14 protein-coding genes are annotated in these 13,678 nt (G+C 64.0%); 10 read left to right on the top strand and 4 right to left on the bottom strand.

Going from position 1 to position 13,678, the window contains the following annotated elements:
- Nucleotides 1-4 precede the first annotated feature (4 nt).
- The 4 genes from CXY71_RS08735 (at nucleotide 5) to rraA (ending at nucleotide 3,338) form a co-directional block, all read left to right on the top strand.
- Nucleotides 5-949, top strand: a complete 945-nt coding sequence (locus tag CXY71_RS08735; RefSeq protein WP_104135254.1) for an ABC transporter substrate-binding protein — start codon at nucleotides 5-7, stop codon at nucleotides 947-949.
- A 4-nt stretch (nucleotides 950-953) separates the two neighbouring features.
- A complete protein-coding gene (locus CXY71_RS08730; protein ID WP_104135303.1) occupies nucleotides 954-1,964 on the top strand; it encodes an amino acid ABC transporter permease in 1,011 nt (336 codons plus the stop codon).
- 14 nt (nucleotides 1,965-1,978) lie between these two features.
- Complete coding sequence (locus CXY71_RS08725) at nucleotides 1,979-2,809, top strand: amino acid ABC transporter ATP-binding protein (RefSeq protein WP_233204565.1); 831 nt, start codon at nucleotides 1,979-1,981, stop codon at nucleotides 2,807-2,809.
- 61 nt (nucleotides 2,810-2,870) lie between these two features.
- Nucleotides 2,871-3,338 (top strand): ribonuclease E activity regulator RraA, encoded by a 468-nt coding sequence (gene rraA, locus CXY71_RS08720; RefSeq protein ID WP_104135252.1) that lies wholly within the window; start codon nucleotides 2,871-2,873, stop codon nucleotides 3,336-3,338.
- Between the two features lie 60 nt (nucleotides 3,339-3,398).
- Here the strand turns inward: rraA and CXY71_RS08715 are convergent, their stop codons facing one another.
- Both CXY71_RS08715 and CXY71_RS08710 read right to left on the bottom strand, forming a co-directional pair.
- Entirely contained in the window at nucleotides 3,399-4,007 is a 609-nt protein-coding gene (locus tag CXY71_RS08715; RefSeq protein ID WP_104135251.1) for a PepSY domain-containing protein, read from the bottom strand.
- A gap of 184 nt (nucleotides 4,008-4,191) precedes the next feature.
- Entirely contained in the window at nucleotides 4,192-5,148 is a 957-nt protein-coding gene (locus tag CXY71_RS08710) for a hypothetical protein (protein ID WP_104135250.1), read from the bottom strand.
- A gap of 145 nt (nucleotides 5,149-5,293) precedes the next feature.
- Here CXY71_RS08710 and CXY71_RS08705 point away from each other — a divergent pair, with 145 nt between their 5' ends.
- Together CXY71_RS08705 and CXY71_RS08700 are read left to right on the top strand one after the other, a co-directional pair.
- Nucleotides 5,294-5,968, top strand: a complete 675-nt coding sequence (locus CXY71_RS08705) for a response regulator transcription factor (protein WP_104135249.1) — start codon at nucleotides 5,294-5,296, stop codon at nucleotides 5,966-5,968.
- A gap of 76 nt (nucleotides 5,969-6,044) precedes the next feature.
- Entirely contained in the window at nucleotides 6,045-7,469 is a 1,425-nt protein-coding gene (locus CXY71_RS08700; RefSeq protein WP_104135248.1) for a cell wall metabolism sensor histidine kinase WalK, read from the top strand.
- A 42-nt stretch (nucleotides 7,470-7,511) separates the two neighbouring features.
- Here the strand turns inward: CXY71_RS08700 and CXY71_RS08695 are convergent, their stop codons facing one another.
- A complete protein-coding gene (locus CXY71_RS08695; RefSeq protein WP_233204564.1) occupies nucleotides 7,512-8,558 on the bottom strand; it encodes a LacI family DNA-binding transcriptional regulator in 1,047 nt (348 codons plus the stop codon).
- Between the two features lie 204 nt (nucleotides 8,559-8,762).
- Here CXY71_RS08695 and CXY71_RS08690 point away from each other — a divergent pair, with 204 nt between their 5' ends.
- From CXY71_RS08690 to CXY71_RS08680, 3 genes are all read left to right on the top strand, one after another.
- Nucleotides 8,763-9,710 (top strand): nucleoside hydrolase, encoded by a 948-nt coding sequence (locus CXY71_RS08690; protein ID WP_104135247.1) that lies wholly within the window; start codon nucleotides 8,763-8,765, stop codon nucleotides 9,708-9,710.
- Complete coding sequence (locus CXY71_RS08685) at nucleotides 9,707-11,137, top strand: MFS transporter (protein ID WP_104135246.1); 1,431 nt, start codon at nucleotides 9,707-9,709, stop codon at nucleotides 11,135-11,137. Before CXY71_RS08690 ends, CXY71_RS08685 begins: the two co-directional genes overlap by 4 nt.
- Nucleotides 11,138-11,331: 194 nt before the next feature.
- Nucleotides 11,332-12,054 (top strand): hypothetical protein, encoded by a 723-nt coding sequence (locus CXY71_RS08680; RefSeq protein WP_104135245.1) that lies wholly within the window; start codon nucleotides 11,332-11,334, stop codon nucleotides 12,052-12,054.
- Nucleotides 12,055-12,057: 3 nt separating this feature from the next.
- On the opposite strand, the gene CXY71_RS08675 is transcribed toward CXY71_RS08680, so the two are convergent.
- The gene (locus tag CXY71_RS08675; protein WP_104133285.1) at nucleotides 12,058-12,267 is read right to left on the bottom strand and encodes a hypothetical protein; all 210 of its coding nucleotides are present in this window, start codon (nucleotides 12,265-12,267) and stop codon (nucleotides 12,058-12,060) included.
- 268 nt (nucleotides 12,268-12,535) lie between these two features.
- On the opposite strand from CXY71_RS08675, the gene CXY71_RS08670 reads away from it, so the two are divergent.
- Nucleotides 12,536-13,441 carry a nuclease-related domain-containing protein gene (locus CXY71_RS08670; RefSeq protein WP_104135244.1) on the top strand — a complete coding sequence of 302 codons (906 nt, stop codon included), beginning with the start codon at nucleotides 12,536-12,538 and terminating at the stop codon, nucleotides 13,439-13,441.
- The last annotated feature ends 237 nt before the right edge of the window (nucleotides 13,442-13,678 follow it).

Below are 13,678 nucleotides of genomic sequence, written 5' to 3'. Positions count from 1 at the left end.
AGCCATGACCCTGCACGTGAAGCTCGAAACCCGCTCTCCCCGCCGGCTGACCTGGCCGGCGCTCGCCTCTCTCGGCTTTGTGGCCGGGCTGGTCTTGAGCGGATGCTCGGCCACCGTTGACAGCACGGAACCCGCCGCGATCACCGGCGGCGTCGACCCGGCCGCCGCGGCCGCCCTGCCCGAATCGATCAAATCGGCCGGAATCATCAAGGCCGCTTCCGACATTCCCTACCCGCCAATGGAGATGTACGACGCCGAACAGAACATCACAGGCTTCGACCACGACCTCGCGGCTGCGCTCGGCGTCAAGCTGGGCGTGCGCTTCGAACTGCAAAAACAGGCGTTCGCCACCGCGATTCCGTCGCTGAAAGCCGGCAAGAACGACGTGATCATGTCGGGCATGAACGACACCAAGGAACGTCAGGGCACCCTCGACTTCGTCGATTACTTCCACGCCGGATTCTCCATCCTCGTGCTCGCCGGCAACCCTGAGAACATATCCGGGGTACTCGACCTGTGCGGCAAGGAGGTCGCCGTGCCCAAGGCCACCGTGCAGGCTGACATTCTGCGAGGCTACGACGCGGAGTGCACGACGGCCGGCCCTGGCCCGGTGATCATCTCCGAACTGCCCGGCGAAACCGAGGTGCAGACCGCCGTTCGGTCCGGCCGGGCCGTCGCCGAGGTCGTCGACTCGGCCGTCGCGGCGCACACCGCGCAGACCGCCGGCGACGGAGAGATGTTCGAGGTCATCACCGACGAGGCGAACCCGAGCGGGTACAGCCCGGTTTACAGCGGAATCGGCATCCTCAAGGAGAACAGCGAACTGAGCGAGGCGATTCACCTCGCTCTGGTGGCGACCATTGCCGATGGCAGCTACACCGACATTCTGGCCAAGTACGACCTCACGAACTATGGGCTCGACGAGGCCGGCTTCAACCTCGGGTCGTGACCTGATGCCGAACCTGCCGCTCACCCGTCCCGGCCCGGAGGCCGCGCCGCGAAACGACCCCGACCCGCGTAATCCACGCGTCGCCGTGCTGCCCAACCCCGACGACATCGACGCGGTGCCATTGCGGCATCCGTGGCGCTGGGTCGTGGCGGTGCTGCTTTTACTCGTCTTTGCCGGCGTTGCCGTGTCGCTCTGGCAAAACGACAACGTGAACCACCCGACTATCAGCGAGTTCATCTTCGACCGGCGCATTCTCGACGGCGTCGTGCTGACTCTCGTTCTCACGATCGTCTCGATGGCCGTGTCGACGGTGCTCGCCGTGCTTCTGGCAGTCATGCGTCTCTCCAACAACCCGGTCATGAACGCGCTGTCCTGGCTGTACATTTGGGCTTTCCGCGGCACGCCGCTGCTGATTCAGATCGTGTTCTGGGGTTACCTCGGGCTGCTCTACGCACGGATCACCCTCGGCATTCCGTTCACCGACTTCAGCCTGTTCTCGGTCGACACGAACACGCTCATTCCGGCTTTCGTCGCCGGTTTGCTCGCCCTTACGCTCAACCAGGCCGCGTATTCGGCCGAAATCGTGCGGGCCGGAATGCTTTCCGTCGACGAAGGCCAATATGAGGCCGCCTACTCGGTCGGTATGAGCCCCACCTTCACCCTGTTCAAGGTCGTGCTGCCGCAGGCCATGCGGGTGATCATTCCGCCGATGGGCAACGAGACCATCTCGATGCTCAAGAACACCTCGCTACTCTCGGTCATCGCGGTGCTAGAGGTGTACACGGTCGCCACCCAGATCTCCTCGCAGAACCTGCGCCAGGTGGAACTGCTCGTCGTGGTCAGCTGCTGGTACCTGCTTCTCACCTCGGTGCTTTCAATTCCGCAGTATTACCTGGAACGCCATTACGGCCGCGGCAACGCCCGCACCCTGCCGCCGACTCCACTGTCGCGGGTGCGGGCGATCTTGCGCCCAGGGCCCCGGCCCGCTGACCCGATTAGAGCGGATGCCTCATGACCGACACTACGCGAGTGACACCTTCCGCCGGCGTCGATCAGACCGGGCCGACGGCATCCGCTTTGAACGCCGAATCTGTCGGAGCCCCGCCGCTACTGAGCGCCCACAAGGTACGCAAGAGTTTCGGCGCCGCCCCGGTGCTCAAGGGCATTTCCCTGGACGTCGCGGCCGGGCAGGTGATGTGCCTGCTGGGGCCATCGGGCTCCGGCAAGAGCACGTTTCTGCGCTGCATCAATCACCTCGAACGGATCGACGGTGGCCGTATCTCTGTCGACGGTGAACTCATCGGTTACGCCGCCCGGCACGGCCGCATTTTCGAGATGAACCGGCGAGAGGTCGCGAAACAGCGCGGCGGAATCGGAATGGTGTTCCAGCGCTTCAACCTGTTTCCGCACATGACCGCCCTCGAGAACATCACGGTGGCGCCGATCGGGGTGCGCGGGCTGGCGAAGCCGGCCGCCCTGGCTCGCGGCCGGGAACTGCTCGACCGGGTCGGACTCGCCGACCTGGCGCAGTCTTACCCGGCGCAATTGTCGGGCGGGCAGCAGCAGCGCGTCGCGATCGCCCGTGCCCTGGCGATGGATCCGAAGCTGTTGCTGTTCGACGAGCCGACGAGCGCGCTCGACCCGGAGCTGGTCGGTGATGTGCTCGACGTGATGCGAGCGCTCGCCGCCGACGGCATGACGATGGTTGTGGTCACCCACGAGATCGGATTCGCCCGCGGTGCCGCTGACGAGGTCGTGTTCATGGACGGCGGGATCGTCGTGGAGAGCGGGTCGCCAGCGAGCGTGCTCGATCATCCGCAAAATCCCCGCACCAAGGCCTTCCTGGACAGCGTCATGTAATTCGGCGGACGCGTACGCCTGACCGGGCCTACTCTGTAAGCAACGAAACCCTGGAGGAACAATGACCGTGTTGACCGCCGATTTATACGACGAACGTGGCGACGAGCTGCAGTCCGTACCCCTGCAGTTTCAGACGATCGGCGGTCGAGCCCGGTTCAGCGGCCCGATTCGCACGGTAACCTGCTTCGAGGACAACGCGCTGCTCAAGACGATCCTGGCCACGCCGGGCGACGGCGCCGTGCTTGTCATAGACGGGGGAGGCTCACTCAACTCGGCGCTCATGGGCGACGTGATCGCCGACCTCGCCGTGGCGAACGGCTGGTCCGGCGCGATCATCAACGGCGCGGTGCGCGACCGGGTCGCCATCGGTGCCCTCGACCTCGGAGTCAAGGCCCTCGGCAGCAACCCGCGCAAGAGCTCCAAGACCGGTGCCGGCGAAGCGGATACCGTCGTCGAGTTCGCCGGCGTCGTCTTTATACCCGGGCGCACGGTGTACTGCGACGAGGATGGCATTCTGGTCGAGCGCTGACCACTTAAACGCGTGAAGCGCTGAGCGAATTCGCTCAGCGCTTCACGGAAAAAAAAGGACTTACTGCAGGACGTCGTCGATGCTCACGACGACGAAGTTGGCATCGAGGTCGACATCGCGGTCGGTGCCGTTGTCGAGGGTGACCTCAACCTCGTAGAGGTGGTTCCAGTCGTCGTCACGGTCGAAGTCGGTGACGCGACCGCTGCCGACCGCGGCGAGGGCCGCGGCCTCCGCGCTGGCACGGTCGCTGGCAGCCTGGTCGGCGGAGCTTGTGTCGGCCGTGGCGCTCGAAGTGGAGCTTGGGGATGCGCTCGACGAGGATGAGCCGCTGTCATCGGACGAGTTGTTGCTCGACGTGTTCGTGTCGTCGGTGTCGTAATCGCCGACCCAAACCACGTCGAAGGCGTTGTTAAGCTCTACGTTGACGGTCGTGCCGTCGTCGAGACGCACCTCGAGGTCGTAGGCGCTTCCGCCGTCGTCATTGCGGTCGGCGTTCGTCACGGTGCCGGGACCGACCTCGGCCAGGGCGGCGTTGCTCGCACGGTCGAGGGTCTCACCGGTGAGAGGGCCGTCGTTGTCGTTGTCGCTCACGGCGATCGCAATGCCAGCGCCACCGAGGAGCAGAACCACGCCAGCGGCAGTGGCGATGAGAATATTCTTCTTGTTCATGGTGCAATGCCTTACGTCGGTGCCCCCAGAAGCCGAAAGACCAAACGGCCGTGCCCAAGTTGCTGGTTTCAGCATAAACGAAGGAATGTACACCCCCTAATGTGAGGGGGCAAGCCACAGCGTATTTACGGGTCACGGCTCGTCGGCCCGGTGGGGCCGTCGAGCAGCGCAAATCGTTGCGCGGTTACGCGGCGGGCGTGCTCGGTGGGTCGGTCGGGGTGACGGGTGCGCCACCGTCGGTCAGCGGGGTGACGGTGGTTCCGGCATCCGCTCCCCGTGGGCCGCCGTGACCTCCGCCAATACCGGGGCCAACGATGCCGGGGCCATCGATGCGGCCGTTGATGCCGTGGCCCGCCGTGGCAGTGGTGATCCACGTCGCGTCGAGGCTCGTGTCATCGTCATTGATCGTTCCGGTGGCGCGAATCTCTAGGCCCTCTTCAAAGTCGGCTGCAAGCTCGTCGCCGTACTCGGTGTCGTCGGTGACGTTGATCGTGCGCACGAAACCGTCGCTGTCCGTGATCGTGATGGTGTCGCCCGACACAGCGAGCACGGTACCCGAGAGGGCCGGACCCTGAGCGTCGAGGGCGGCCATTCCGGTGGACAACCGAGGTCCGCCAGCAGAGTCGGATTCACCTTGGCCGGGGCCATTTAAGGTTCTGGAATTGTTCGACGCGAGTTCGGCGTTCGCACCGGAATTCGCGGCAATGCCCAAGCCGATTCCGGCGCCACCGAGGATGATGACCGCGGCGGCCATTCCGCCGATAGCGACCGGCTTGCGGTACCAGGTGCGGGGCTTCGGCGCGGCAGGGTCGACGGGTACGCTCGGGGTGGCGTAGCCGGTTGAGGCGGCCGCGAAGGGAAGCGTCGCGTTCGCGTCGTTCGCGGCGACCAGCGTTCCATTTAGAGGAACCGTCGCGTTGGAGTCAAAGGGCAGGGTCTGCTGCGCGTCGTACGGCAGGTGGGAGTGCGCGTCGGAAGCCTCGGTGGAGGCGGTATCGGTGCTGGACTCGGTAGTGTCTGTCTGCTGAGTGTCTGTCGTGTCCGCGCTGGTGTTCTTGGCGTCGGGCGTGGCGCTCGACTCGGTGGTGTCGTCGGCACCGTCGGTGGAATCGGTGGGCTGGGAATCGTTGGTGCGGGTCATACTGTCTCCTGACGAAATGAAGTGAGTGGGGTATCTGTTTTCAGCTTCTGGCGCGAATCTGAAGACGAACTGAATCCCGCTCGACGTCGCCAAACGGTCAGCGGGCGCATAGTAAACGCTCAGCTTCGCCACGCACTGTTAGACCGTGCCCACCGAACCAGCCCGCGTCCTCGTCGTCGAAGATGAAGACGTGCTGCGCACCGCGATCGGTCAGGCCCTCATTCACGCCGGATTCGTGGTCGATACCGCGCCAGACGGCATGAATTTCGCCGAACGCATCGCCCGCTTTCGACCGGATGCCGCGGTGCTCGACATCATGCTGCCCGGCGAAAACGGCCTGCACCTGGCCCAACGGCTACGCGACGCCGGCAACACCCCGGTGTTGTTCGTAACCGCCCGCGACGCGGTCGATGACCGGCTCGCAGCCTTCGAGGCCGGCGCCGACGACTACATTATGAAACCGTTCGTGCTGGCCGAGCTCGTTGCACGCGTCACCGCCGTGCTCCGCCGCACCGGACGCCTGGTCTCACCCACCATGCAGGTCGGCGACCTCATCGTCGAGGAGGAGGCCGCCACGGCCACCCGAGCCGGCCAGCTGATCGACCTCACCGCGACCGAACGCCGCCTGCTCACTTATCTCGTGCACAACCGCGGACGCACCCTCTCCAAAACCCAGATCCTCACCCAGGTCTGGGGCTACGACGATTACGATCCCAACCTGGTCGAGGCTTACGTGAGCACCCTCCGCCGTAAACTCGACGCCAACGGCCCGCGTCTCATCCACACCGTTCGCGGAATCGGCTACCGCCTCACCGGCTGACCGGTTCGTCGCTGCAAGCGGATGCCGTCTGCTCGCCGCATCCGTTTGATTCCCGCTCCCTTCAGAAAGTACCCCGATGCGTACCACGTCCCTGCGATTGAGAGTCGTCGCCGCTGTTCTGGCGATGCTCACGATTGTGCTGGTCACAGTCGGTATTCTAATCAACCTCGTGCTCGGCGGTCAGCTGCGGGCCGACCTGCAGCAGCGCCTGATCGACCGGGCCGGCTACGCGCAGATTCTGGCCGAGGAAGGCTTGGCGGCGCAGAGTCTGGCCAACCGGCTGACCGGCGATGACGTCACCGTGACCTACTCGGTCGGTGGCGACACCGTCTATGGCCGCACCGATCCAACTCCCGGCGGCGGCCGCGGCCCTGGCGCTCCGCCGCACGCCGACACCGTGCCCGGCGCCGTCATCATCCAAAGCGACGACCGCCTCTCGGTCACGCAAAACGTGGCCGGCGGAACCCTCATCCTCAGCTCGAGTGAGGCCGGTATCGACCTAACCCTGGCCCAGCTGCGCACGATCGAGGTTGTCGCCGGGGCGCTCACGATAGTCGTCACCGGGCTGCTGCTGACCGGTGTGGTCGGGGTGGCGCTGCGACCCCTCACACATATGACCCAACTCGCGCTCGCCATCACCCAGGGCGGACGCGGTGGGCGACTGCGCCCGAGCAATCCGCGCACCGAGATCGGGCGCACTGCCGGCGCTTTCGATGACATGCTGCAGGCGCTCGAAACCGCCGAAAGCACCTCCCGTCAGGCCGCCGCCGATGCGCAGGCCGCAGAAACCACGGCCCGTGATGCCGCCCAGGTCGCGGCTGCCGCCGAAGAGCGGATGCGGCGGCTTCTCGCCGACGTCTCGCACGAACTGCGCACCCCGGTCGCCGGCCTGCAGGCCAGCGCCGAAACGTTGCTGCGCGACAATCCGGCCCGCGCCGAGCGCGAGAGCCTCACGGTCAACATGATTCAGCAGACCCAGCGGGCTGCCCGACTGGTCGATGACCTGCTGCTGATGACCCGGCTGGACCAGGGCGATGAGGGCGCGGCCTTCGAACCAGTCGACCTGTCCGCGCTCACCCGCGGGGTTGTTGTCGAGCAGCGGATGCTCGGGACCAGCCGCGAATTCGACCTTGCGGTCACGCCCGAGGTCTGGGTGAGCGGTGATGCCCAGCGCCTGGCGCAGATTGTGACCAATCTGCTCGGGAACGCGCGCAATGCGACCGAGCCGGGTGGCAGCATCCGCACCAGCTTGGCAGTAGTTGATGGCACGGCCCGGCTAGAGGTGAACGACTCCGGAGCCGGCGTTCCCTCGCCAGAACGCGAGCGCGTCTTCGAACGGTTCGTGCGCCTCGACCCGTCCCGGGCGAGCAATCGCGGCGGCTCCGGTCTCGGCCTGTCGATCGCCCGGGCCCTCGCCCGCTCGCACGGCGGCACGCTCGAGTGCCTCGAACCGGCCCCGACGGGTGCTCGCTTCGCGCTGACTCTGCCTCTGGCGCGATAGCCCGCGTGCTACCAAACCAGATTGGCGGGCTGCTACCTCAGGCTAATTGTGGACCCCGGTGGAGTCCCTGATGATCAGGCGACTCGGAAGGATGGGGAGTTCAGCTTCGGGGACACGACCTTCGATCAAGGCCACAAGAAGGGATGCTGCTGCTCGGCCAAGTTTCCGGGCTGGGAGTTCGACGCTGGTCAGGCTCGGGTGGCTCATCGCAGAAAATGGCAGGTCGTCAAAACCCGCAACGGCGAGTTGTTCCGGTACACGTATGCCCAAAGAATGAGCTGTTTGGAGAACGCCATACGCGTGGGTGTCGGTCGCGCAGACGACTACTGTGACGCCGGCGGCCTGCCATGCCGGCCACACTTTCCCAAATTCTGCAGCAGCCGACCCGGTGTCTATTGTGCTTCTGGCGCGTATGTGCTCGGTTTGGCGCATTCCGCATTCCTGTGCCTTAGCCAAGAACGCGGTACGTCGCAGCGCAAAGGTTGACGTTGCAGTGACGCTATCGAGGTAGGAGAACGTACGATGGCCGCGCTCTGCAAGATGCGTGGCCAATGCCTCTGCACCGTGAACGACATCGAGATTGACGGCAGGGAGGATGCCCTTCGCGCCCGGTGCGTCGAGCAGCACGATCGGGCCATCGATGGACATGCTTTGCATCAGCTGTTCGCTCGGAGCGTCGACGAGCAGACCGGCAGGGCGAAAGGCAAGCAACTCGCGAACACTTTCCGCCCGGGGCATCTGTCCAGAGTCAGTGACAGAAAGGAGCAGCTGGTAGGACGAGCCCAAGGATTCCCGCACGCCGGCGATGAGTCTGGCAAAGAATGAGTTGGAAATGTCTGGCGCGATAAGGATGACGAAGTTACTTGATCCCGTCGCCAGCGAGCTGGCGACTCGGTTGACCACATAGTTGAGATCACTGATAGCTCTCTGGACTCGGGCAACGGTTTCCGCTGAAACCCGACCATCAGTTTTGCCGCTGGCGACCAGAGAGACCGTGGCGACGGACACCCCAGCCCTGCTGGCCACCATGGACGCTGTTGCCCGCGGGACATGACTGGGCGTCTCGTTGGCCGTACCGGGGATCGCCATGCGCCAATTCTAGCGATGGCAAGCGATTTTCCTTCCTTAGCGGGCTGAACACCCGCCAAGCCTTTGATGCCACGGCGTTAAGCGCTTAATGCATTTTGACGTTAAGCGTTTGACTTCCTCGCTTACGAAGCGCAGACTCTGAGGGAGCGCGCTGCAACCGCCACATTTTAAGGGGGGGCAACGTCCCCAATGAAGTGGAGCACCATGCCTAAAAAGATCATTCTGGATTGCGACCCAGGCCACGACGACGCGATTGCCATTCTGTTGGCTCATGGAAGTCCAGAAATTGACTTGCTGGCGGTCACAACGGTCGTGGGAAACCAGACACTCGAGAAAGTGACCCAGAATGCGTTGGCTGTGGCCCGAATCGCCGGCATCAAGGATGTCCCGTTTGCGGCCGGGTGCTCACGCCCGCTCGTGCGGCAGATTGAAACTGCGCCGTCCATTCACGGCGAATCCGGCATGGACGGACCGATCCTGCCAGAGCCGACTCTGATCTTGGATCCACGGCACGCCATCGATCTTATTATCGACACCATCATGGCCCACGAACCCGGGACCATCACCCTCGTACCGACCGCTGGCCTCACCAACATCGCTATGGCTGCTCGCAAGGAACCTCGCATTGTCGAACGGGTCAAGGAGGTTGTATTGATGGGGGGCGGTTACCACGTCGGGAATTGGAGCGCCGTCGCCGAGTTCAACATCATCATTGACCCGGAGGCCGCGCACATCGTCTTCAACGAGAAGTGGCCGGTCGTCATGGTGGGACTGGACGTGACTCACCAGGCGCTCGCCACACCTGCCGTCGTAGAGCAGATTGCTGCCGTCGGCACGGGGCCGGCCCGATTCGTTGGCGAATTACTCAAGTTCTTCGGCGAGACCTATCGCGAAGTGCAGGGATTCGACTTTCCGCCCGTGCACGACCCCTGTGCAGTCGCCTACGTCATCGACCCGAGCATCATATCGACCCGGAGGGTGCCTGTGGATATTGAACTCAACGGCACGCACACCCTCGGCATGACCGTCGCTGACTTTCGGTCGCCGGCACCCGCAGACTGCACGACCTCTGTCGCTGTTGCCCTTGATCATGAACGATTCTGGAATCTGATTACAGATGCCTTGGTTCGGATTGGAGACGTCGAATCATGACCTCAACTCGATTTCGTACCGACCGCGGAGCGACGGTCAACACGGCAGCGTTGATAACGGCGCTCCTGGCTGCCTGTATCGCATTCCAGCTAAATGCGAGCATGCTCAGCCCTGCGCTCGTTACCATTGGTGCTGAACTAGGTGTTGATCAGGCGGCTGTCGGCCTGTCTCAGACCTGGTTCTTTACCGCTGCCGCGTTGTTCTCCCTGGTATTGCCGCGCCTGAGCGATATCGTCGGCCGGAAGAAAATCCTGCTGGGCATGATGGCCCTCATGGGTGTCGGTTCCGTGATCTCAGCCATGGCACCGGACATCACCTGGCTGTTCATCGGTCGTATTATCCAGGGAGTCAGCGGACCCACAGTTCCGCTCTGCCTCATCATGCTCCGCTCGGCCATTTCCAATCCTCGCAAGTACGGAACGATGATGGGACTGGTCGCAGCCGTCAACGGAGGCATCGCCGGAATCGACTCCTTCGCCGGGGGGTACCTCGCCGAGAACTTTGGGTTTCGGAGTATCTTCTGGGTGATGGTCGGCTTCTCGATCGTGGCGTTGCTGCTGGTGCTGTTCCTGGCCGTTGAATCTCGACCGGCCGCAGGAACACGTATGGACTGGCTGGGCGCCTTCTACATCGTCGTGGCAGTCGGGGCGACCCTCACCGCGCTCAACGAAGCCGCAACACTCGCGAGCGCCTTCTCGGTGAATACCCTGCTCCTGGTAATTGGGCTGACGGCGGTATCGGCCGGGGCATTCGTTGCGTTTTGGTCGGTTGAAAAAAGAGGCGAGCAACCAATGGTCCAGATCGTTCACCTTCGTTTGAGGTCCACCTGGGCACCGTTGTTGACCACTACTCTCGCGATGACTGGAATCTTCGCTGTCATCAATGGCATTGTGCCGGCATATGTTCAGGCCGCCGCACCCGGGTTTGCGATCAATCCCACGCAGATGGCCCTGATTATCCTGACCCCCTACGCACTGTTCGGCTGGCTGGTAGGCCCGTTGAGCGGCCGGCTAGCGCCCACGCTCGGCTACACGAAAATGCTGCGCATCGGGCTGCTTGGCAGTGCACTAGCGTTAGCCGTCATTGGATTCGGTGGTCTGAACAGCCTCCCGCTTATGATTCTTGGTGCAGTACTGCTGGGCATTCTCTACGCAGGTGTCGCGAACATTATGCTCAACGGTCTCGGCGTGGTTCTCTCTCCACCAGGAAACCCGGGCTTCCTGCCCGGGATGAACGCAGGAGCCTTCAATCTCGGTGCCGGACTGAGTTTCCTAGTATTACCGTCAACCCTGGCAGTGCTGAGCACGTCAGAAGATATGCACACGTCATACTTTGTCGTCATCGGAGTCGGTTTTGTCTTGACTCTTGCTTCCCTCGGAACGTCGTTCCTCATTCCGAAACCGGTCGGCGCAGAGATCCAGTCCTGATCCGGCGCTCACCCAGTCGGCCGCACATCTCGCGGCCGGCCGGGAAGAAGCACAGCTGGATCGCATGCAGCGCGGTGCTCGTTAGCGCGAGCACGGTCAGGCCGCGGCGTCCGTTTGATAAAAAGACACCCATTCTGGGGGTCTTGTTTTGGAAGGTCGCACTGGCAGGATATAGAACCCGGCGAGGAGCATTCATGACTCACATACTCTCCACGCGGCGGCGTCTCGCGACGCCCCCGGAATTGCCCGAATCGAATCGCACCGGAGTGCTTCGATCAGCATCTGGCCTGGCCTGGCTGCTCGGTCGTGCCCAGCGTCAGCCGGAGACCTCGACGCCCACCGAGCTGGCAGTGGCGCGAACGCGCAGTGAGGTGGCCGTTGACAACCTCTTGGCGACTCTTCCCGAACACTGGGCGGCATTCACCTCGCCCGCCGAGACCCGAGACGGCCCGAGTGCCGCCCGACTCATTGTTGGCCCTGGCGGCGTTTTTGCATTGCACGCGCAGCTCTGCGATGGACGGACCGCCTGGGTGTATCGCCGAACCGTGCACGTCGGGGGGCGTCGGTCACCCGACCTGGCCATCGCCGAGGCTGGCGCGCAACGACTCACAACGCTGCTGCGTGGGCGGGTGCCGCTGCGCACTGCGGTGCAGCCCGTTGTTGTTGTGCTCGGCGCCCGCTCCCTCTGGGCCACGGGCCGAACCCAGCCCGGCCGAACGCTGCAGAGTTGGGCGGTGCCCGGGCGCACCGCTCCGGTCGCGGTTCTCGGGGCGGGCGCGCTGAACGAGTGGCTGGCCGCGCGGCCGCAGGTGCTGCGTCCGATTGAACGCATGGAACTGGCCGCCGCCATCGACAATCCGCTGACCTGGGGCATCCGTCCGTCGATCCTGCCGCGACCCGGTACCGCACGGGACTAGCAGCTAGCGCTTTTTGGGCCCGTTCCCCTTCGCTGAGAGCAGGCGCGCCCGTACCGAGAACGCGCCGCCGATCACGAGTGAAACGACAGCCGCCGGCAAGATGAAGTCGACGAACTGATTGCCCGAGATCAGGTTGCCCACCAGCAGTAGCACGGCCAGCCCGCTGAAACCGAGGCCCGCAATGGCGCAAACGTTGAAAGTCAGGTGTTTCACGGGGTAAATCCAATCGATGGGGTGACTGTCAGGCTAGCCGACCTTGGTCTATTTAGTGGGGGAGGCGCCGCTCGGGGTCGCACCCTTATATTGACAAACGGATGCTCCGCGTCAGCCGCGCGCGTGACCTCCCAGCGGGCCTGAGAATTACTCCAATTTGCTAACCAATGTCGCGCGCCAGCCGATTGTTACCCCTGAACGGGGCCCCTGAACGGGACCCCGTGAGTGGCAGAATGGGACCGGCGAAAGCCCGAGGTGAGGCGAGAACGTGATCAAGGCAACGCTGGGCAATGGTTTGCACGCCCGCGACAGCGAGCTGACGGCTGCGGATTTCTCGGTGCCAGCCGCGTCGACGCCGCCCGGTTCTAACCGGTCACCGGCCACCGGGCGGTTCGCCGGGCAATCCCTGGTCGAAGAACTGTTGCGGCAGCAAAAGGATCGCGCTCCGCGCTCCCGGCTAGCCCGCACTCTCGGGCTCTCCCCGCTCGACGCGAACGGGCTGGCCTGGTTGCGCGCGGCGCAGGCCGAGATGGTGGTGGGCGACATTCTGGCCCGGCTGCCCGAGGGATACTACGTTTATCATTCGCTGCCCATTCGCAATACGGCGTTCTGGGTCGATCACCTCGTGGTCGGGCCTGGTGGAATCTTCGCGCTCAGCTCCAGAACGCGCTGGGATCGCGACCTGACCGGGTCGGTGCGCACGATTCCGATCGGCGATCACGCCATGCCGTACCTGCGTGATGCGCGGTTCGAGTCGACCCAGATCACGAAGTTGCTAGCCGAGGCAATGCCGGCAACCGCCGCGGTCCAGCCGATGATCGTGCTGGTCAACCCCAACAAAATCAGGCTGAATCGCAAGCCCGATGTGGTGACCGTCGTTGATTCGCCGCGGCTGCGTCGGTGGCTGGTTGGCCGTCCACGGCAGTTCAGTGCGGAGCAGCAGGCTACCCTGACCGCGGTCATCGAAGACCCGACCACCTGGCACATGCCGGTGCGAACGGTAGCGACGGACCGCCTGCACGCACGCTTTACCGCTCTCGAGCAGCAGGTTTCGGCGGCCGGCACGCGGCGAACCACGTTCATAGTCCTCGCCGCCACCGTGCTCGCGAGCCTACTGGCGATCGTGACACTGCCCATCATCGTCTCCGCCGTCGAATACCTCGCCGCCCGCTAACCGCGTTCGCCCGCTCGCTCGGAAACCGCGCTACTTGGCGCTGAGCCGGGCCGTTGGCGGTGAATTGCCACGTTCGGCCCCTTGGCACGGTTTCATGGGGCTGATGTTGTCGTCGCGTGTGCGTTGTGGTGTGCCAATGGGGCAGAAGTTGTCGTCTCGGGGGGGTGCCCCTATGTTTTTGTCAAGCAGCGAGTTGGTGTTCAGTTTCGTAGAGGGTGCCGTCTCGCAGCATGGCGA

This window comes from Cryobacterium sp. Y62, from assembly GCF_002929785.1.
In the GTDB taxonomy this organism is placed as follows: Bacteria; Actinomycetota; Actinomycetes; order Actinomycetales; family Microbacteriaceae; genus Cryobacterium.
The sequence above is the reverse complement of the archived record's forward strand: the minus strand, read 5'-3'. Positions and strand labels throughout refer to the sequence as shown.

What these genes read in the sequence shown, in the direction of transcription:
- CXY71_RS08730 (WP_104135303.1), top strand. Translation starts at nt 954, where the DNA reads ATGCCGAACCTGCCGCTCACCCGTCCCGGCCCGGAGGCCGCGCCGCGA.
- CXY71_RS08685 (WP_104135246.1), top strand. Translation starts at nt 9,707, where the DNA reads ATGACCTCAACTCGATTTCGTACCGACCGCGGAGCGACGGTCAACACG.
- CXY71_RS08715 (WP_104135251.1), bottom strand. Translation starts at nt 4,007, where the DNA reads ATGAACAAGAAGAATATTCTCATCGCCACTGCCGCTGGCGTGGTTCTG.
- CXY71_RS08680 (WP_104135245.1), top strand. Translation starts at nt 11,332, where the DNA reads ATGACTCACATACTCTCCACGCGGCGGCGTCTCGCGACGCCCCCGGAA.
- CXY71_RS08690 (WP_104135247.1), top strand. Translation starts at nt 8,763, where the DNA reads ATGCCTAAAAAGATCATTCTGGATTGCGACCCAGGCCACGACGACGCG.
- CXY71_RS08710 (WP_104135250.1), bottom strand. Translation starts at nt 5,148, where the DNA reads ATGACCCGCACCAACGATTCCCAGCCCACCGATTCCACCGACGGTGCC.
- CXY71_RS08700 (WP_104135248.1), top strand. Translation starts at nt 6,045, where the DNA reads ATGCGTACCACGTCCCTGCGATTGAGAGTCGTCGCCGCTGTTCTGGCG.
- CXY71_RS08695 (WP_233204564.1), bottom strand. Translation starts at nt 8,558, where the DNA reads ATGGCGATCCCCGGTACGGCCAACGAGACGCCCAGTCATGTCCCGCGG.
- CXY71_RS08735 (WP_104135254.1), top strand. Translation starts at nt 5, where the DNA reads ATGACCCTGCACGTGAAGCTCGAAACCCGCTCTCCCCGCCGGCTGACC.
- rraA (WP_104135252.1), top strand. Translation starts at nt 2,871, where the DNA reads ATGACCGTGTTGACCGCCGATTTATACGACGAACGTGGCGACGAGCTG.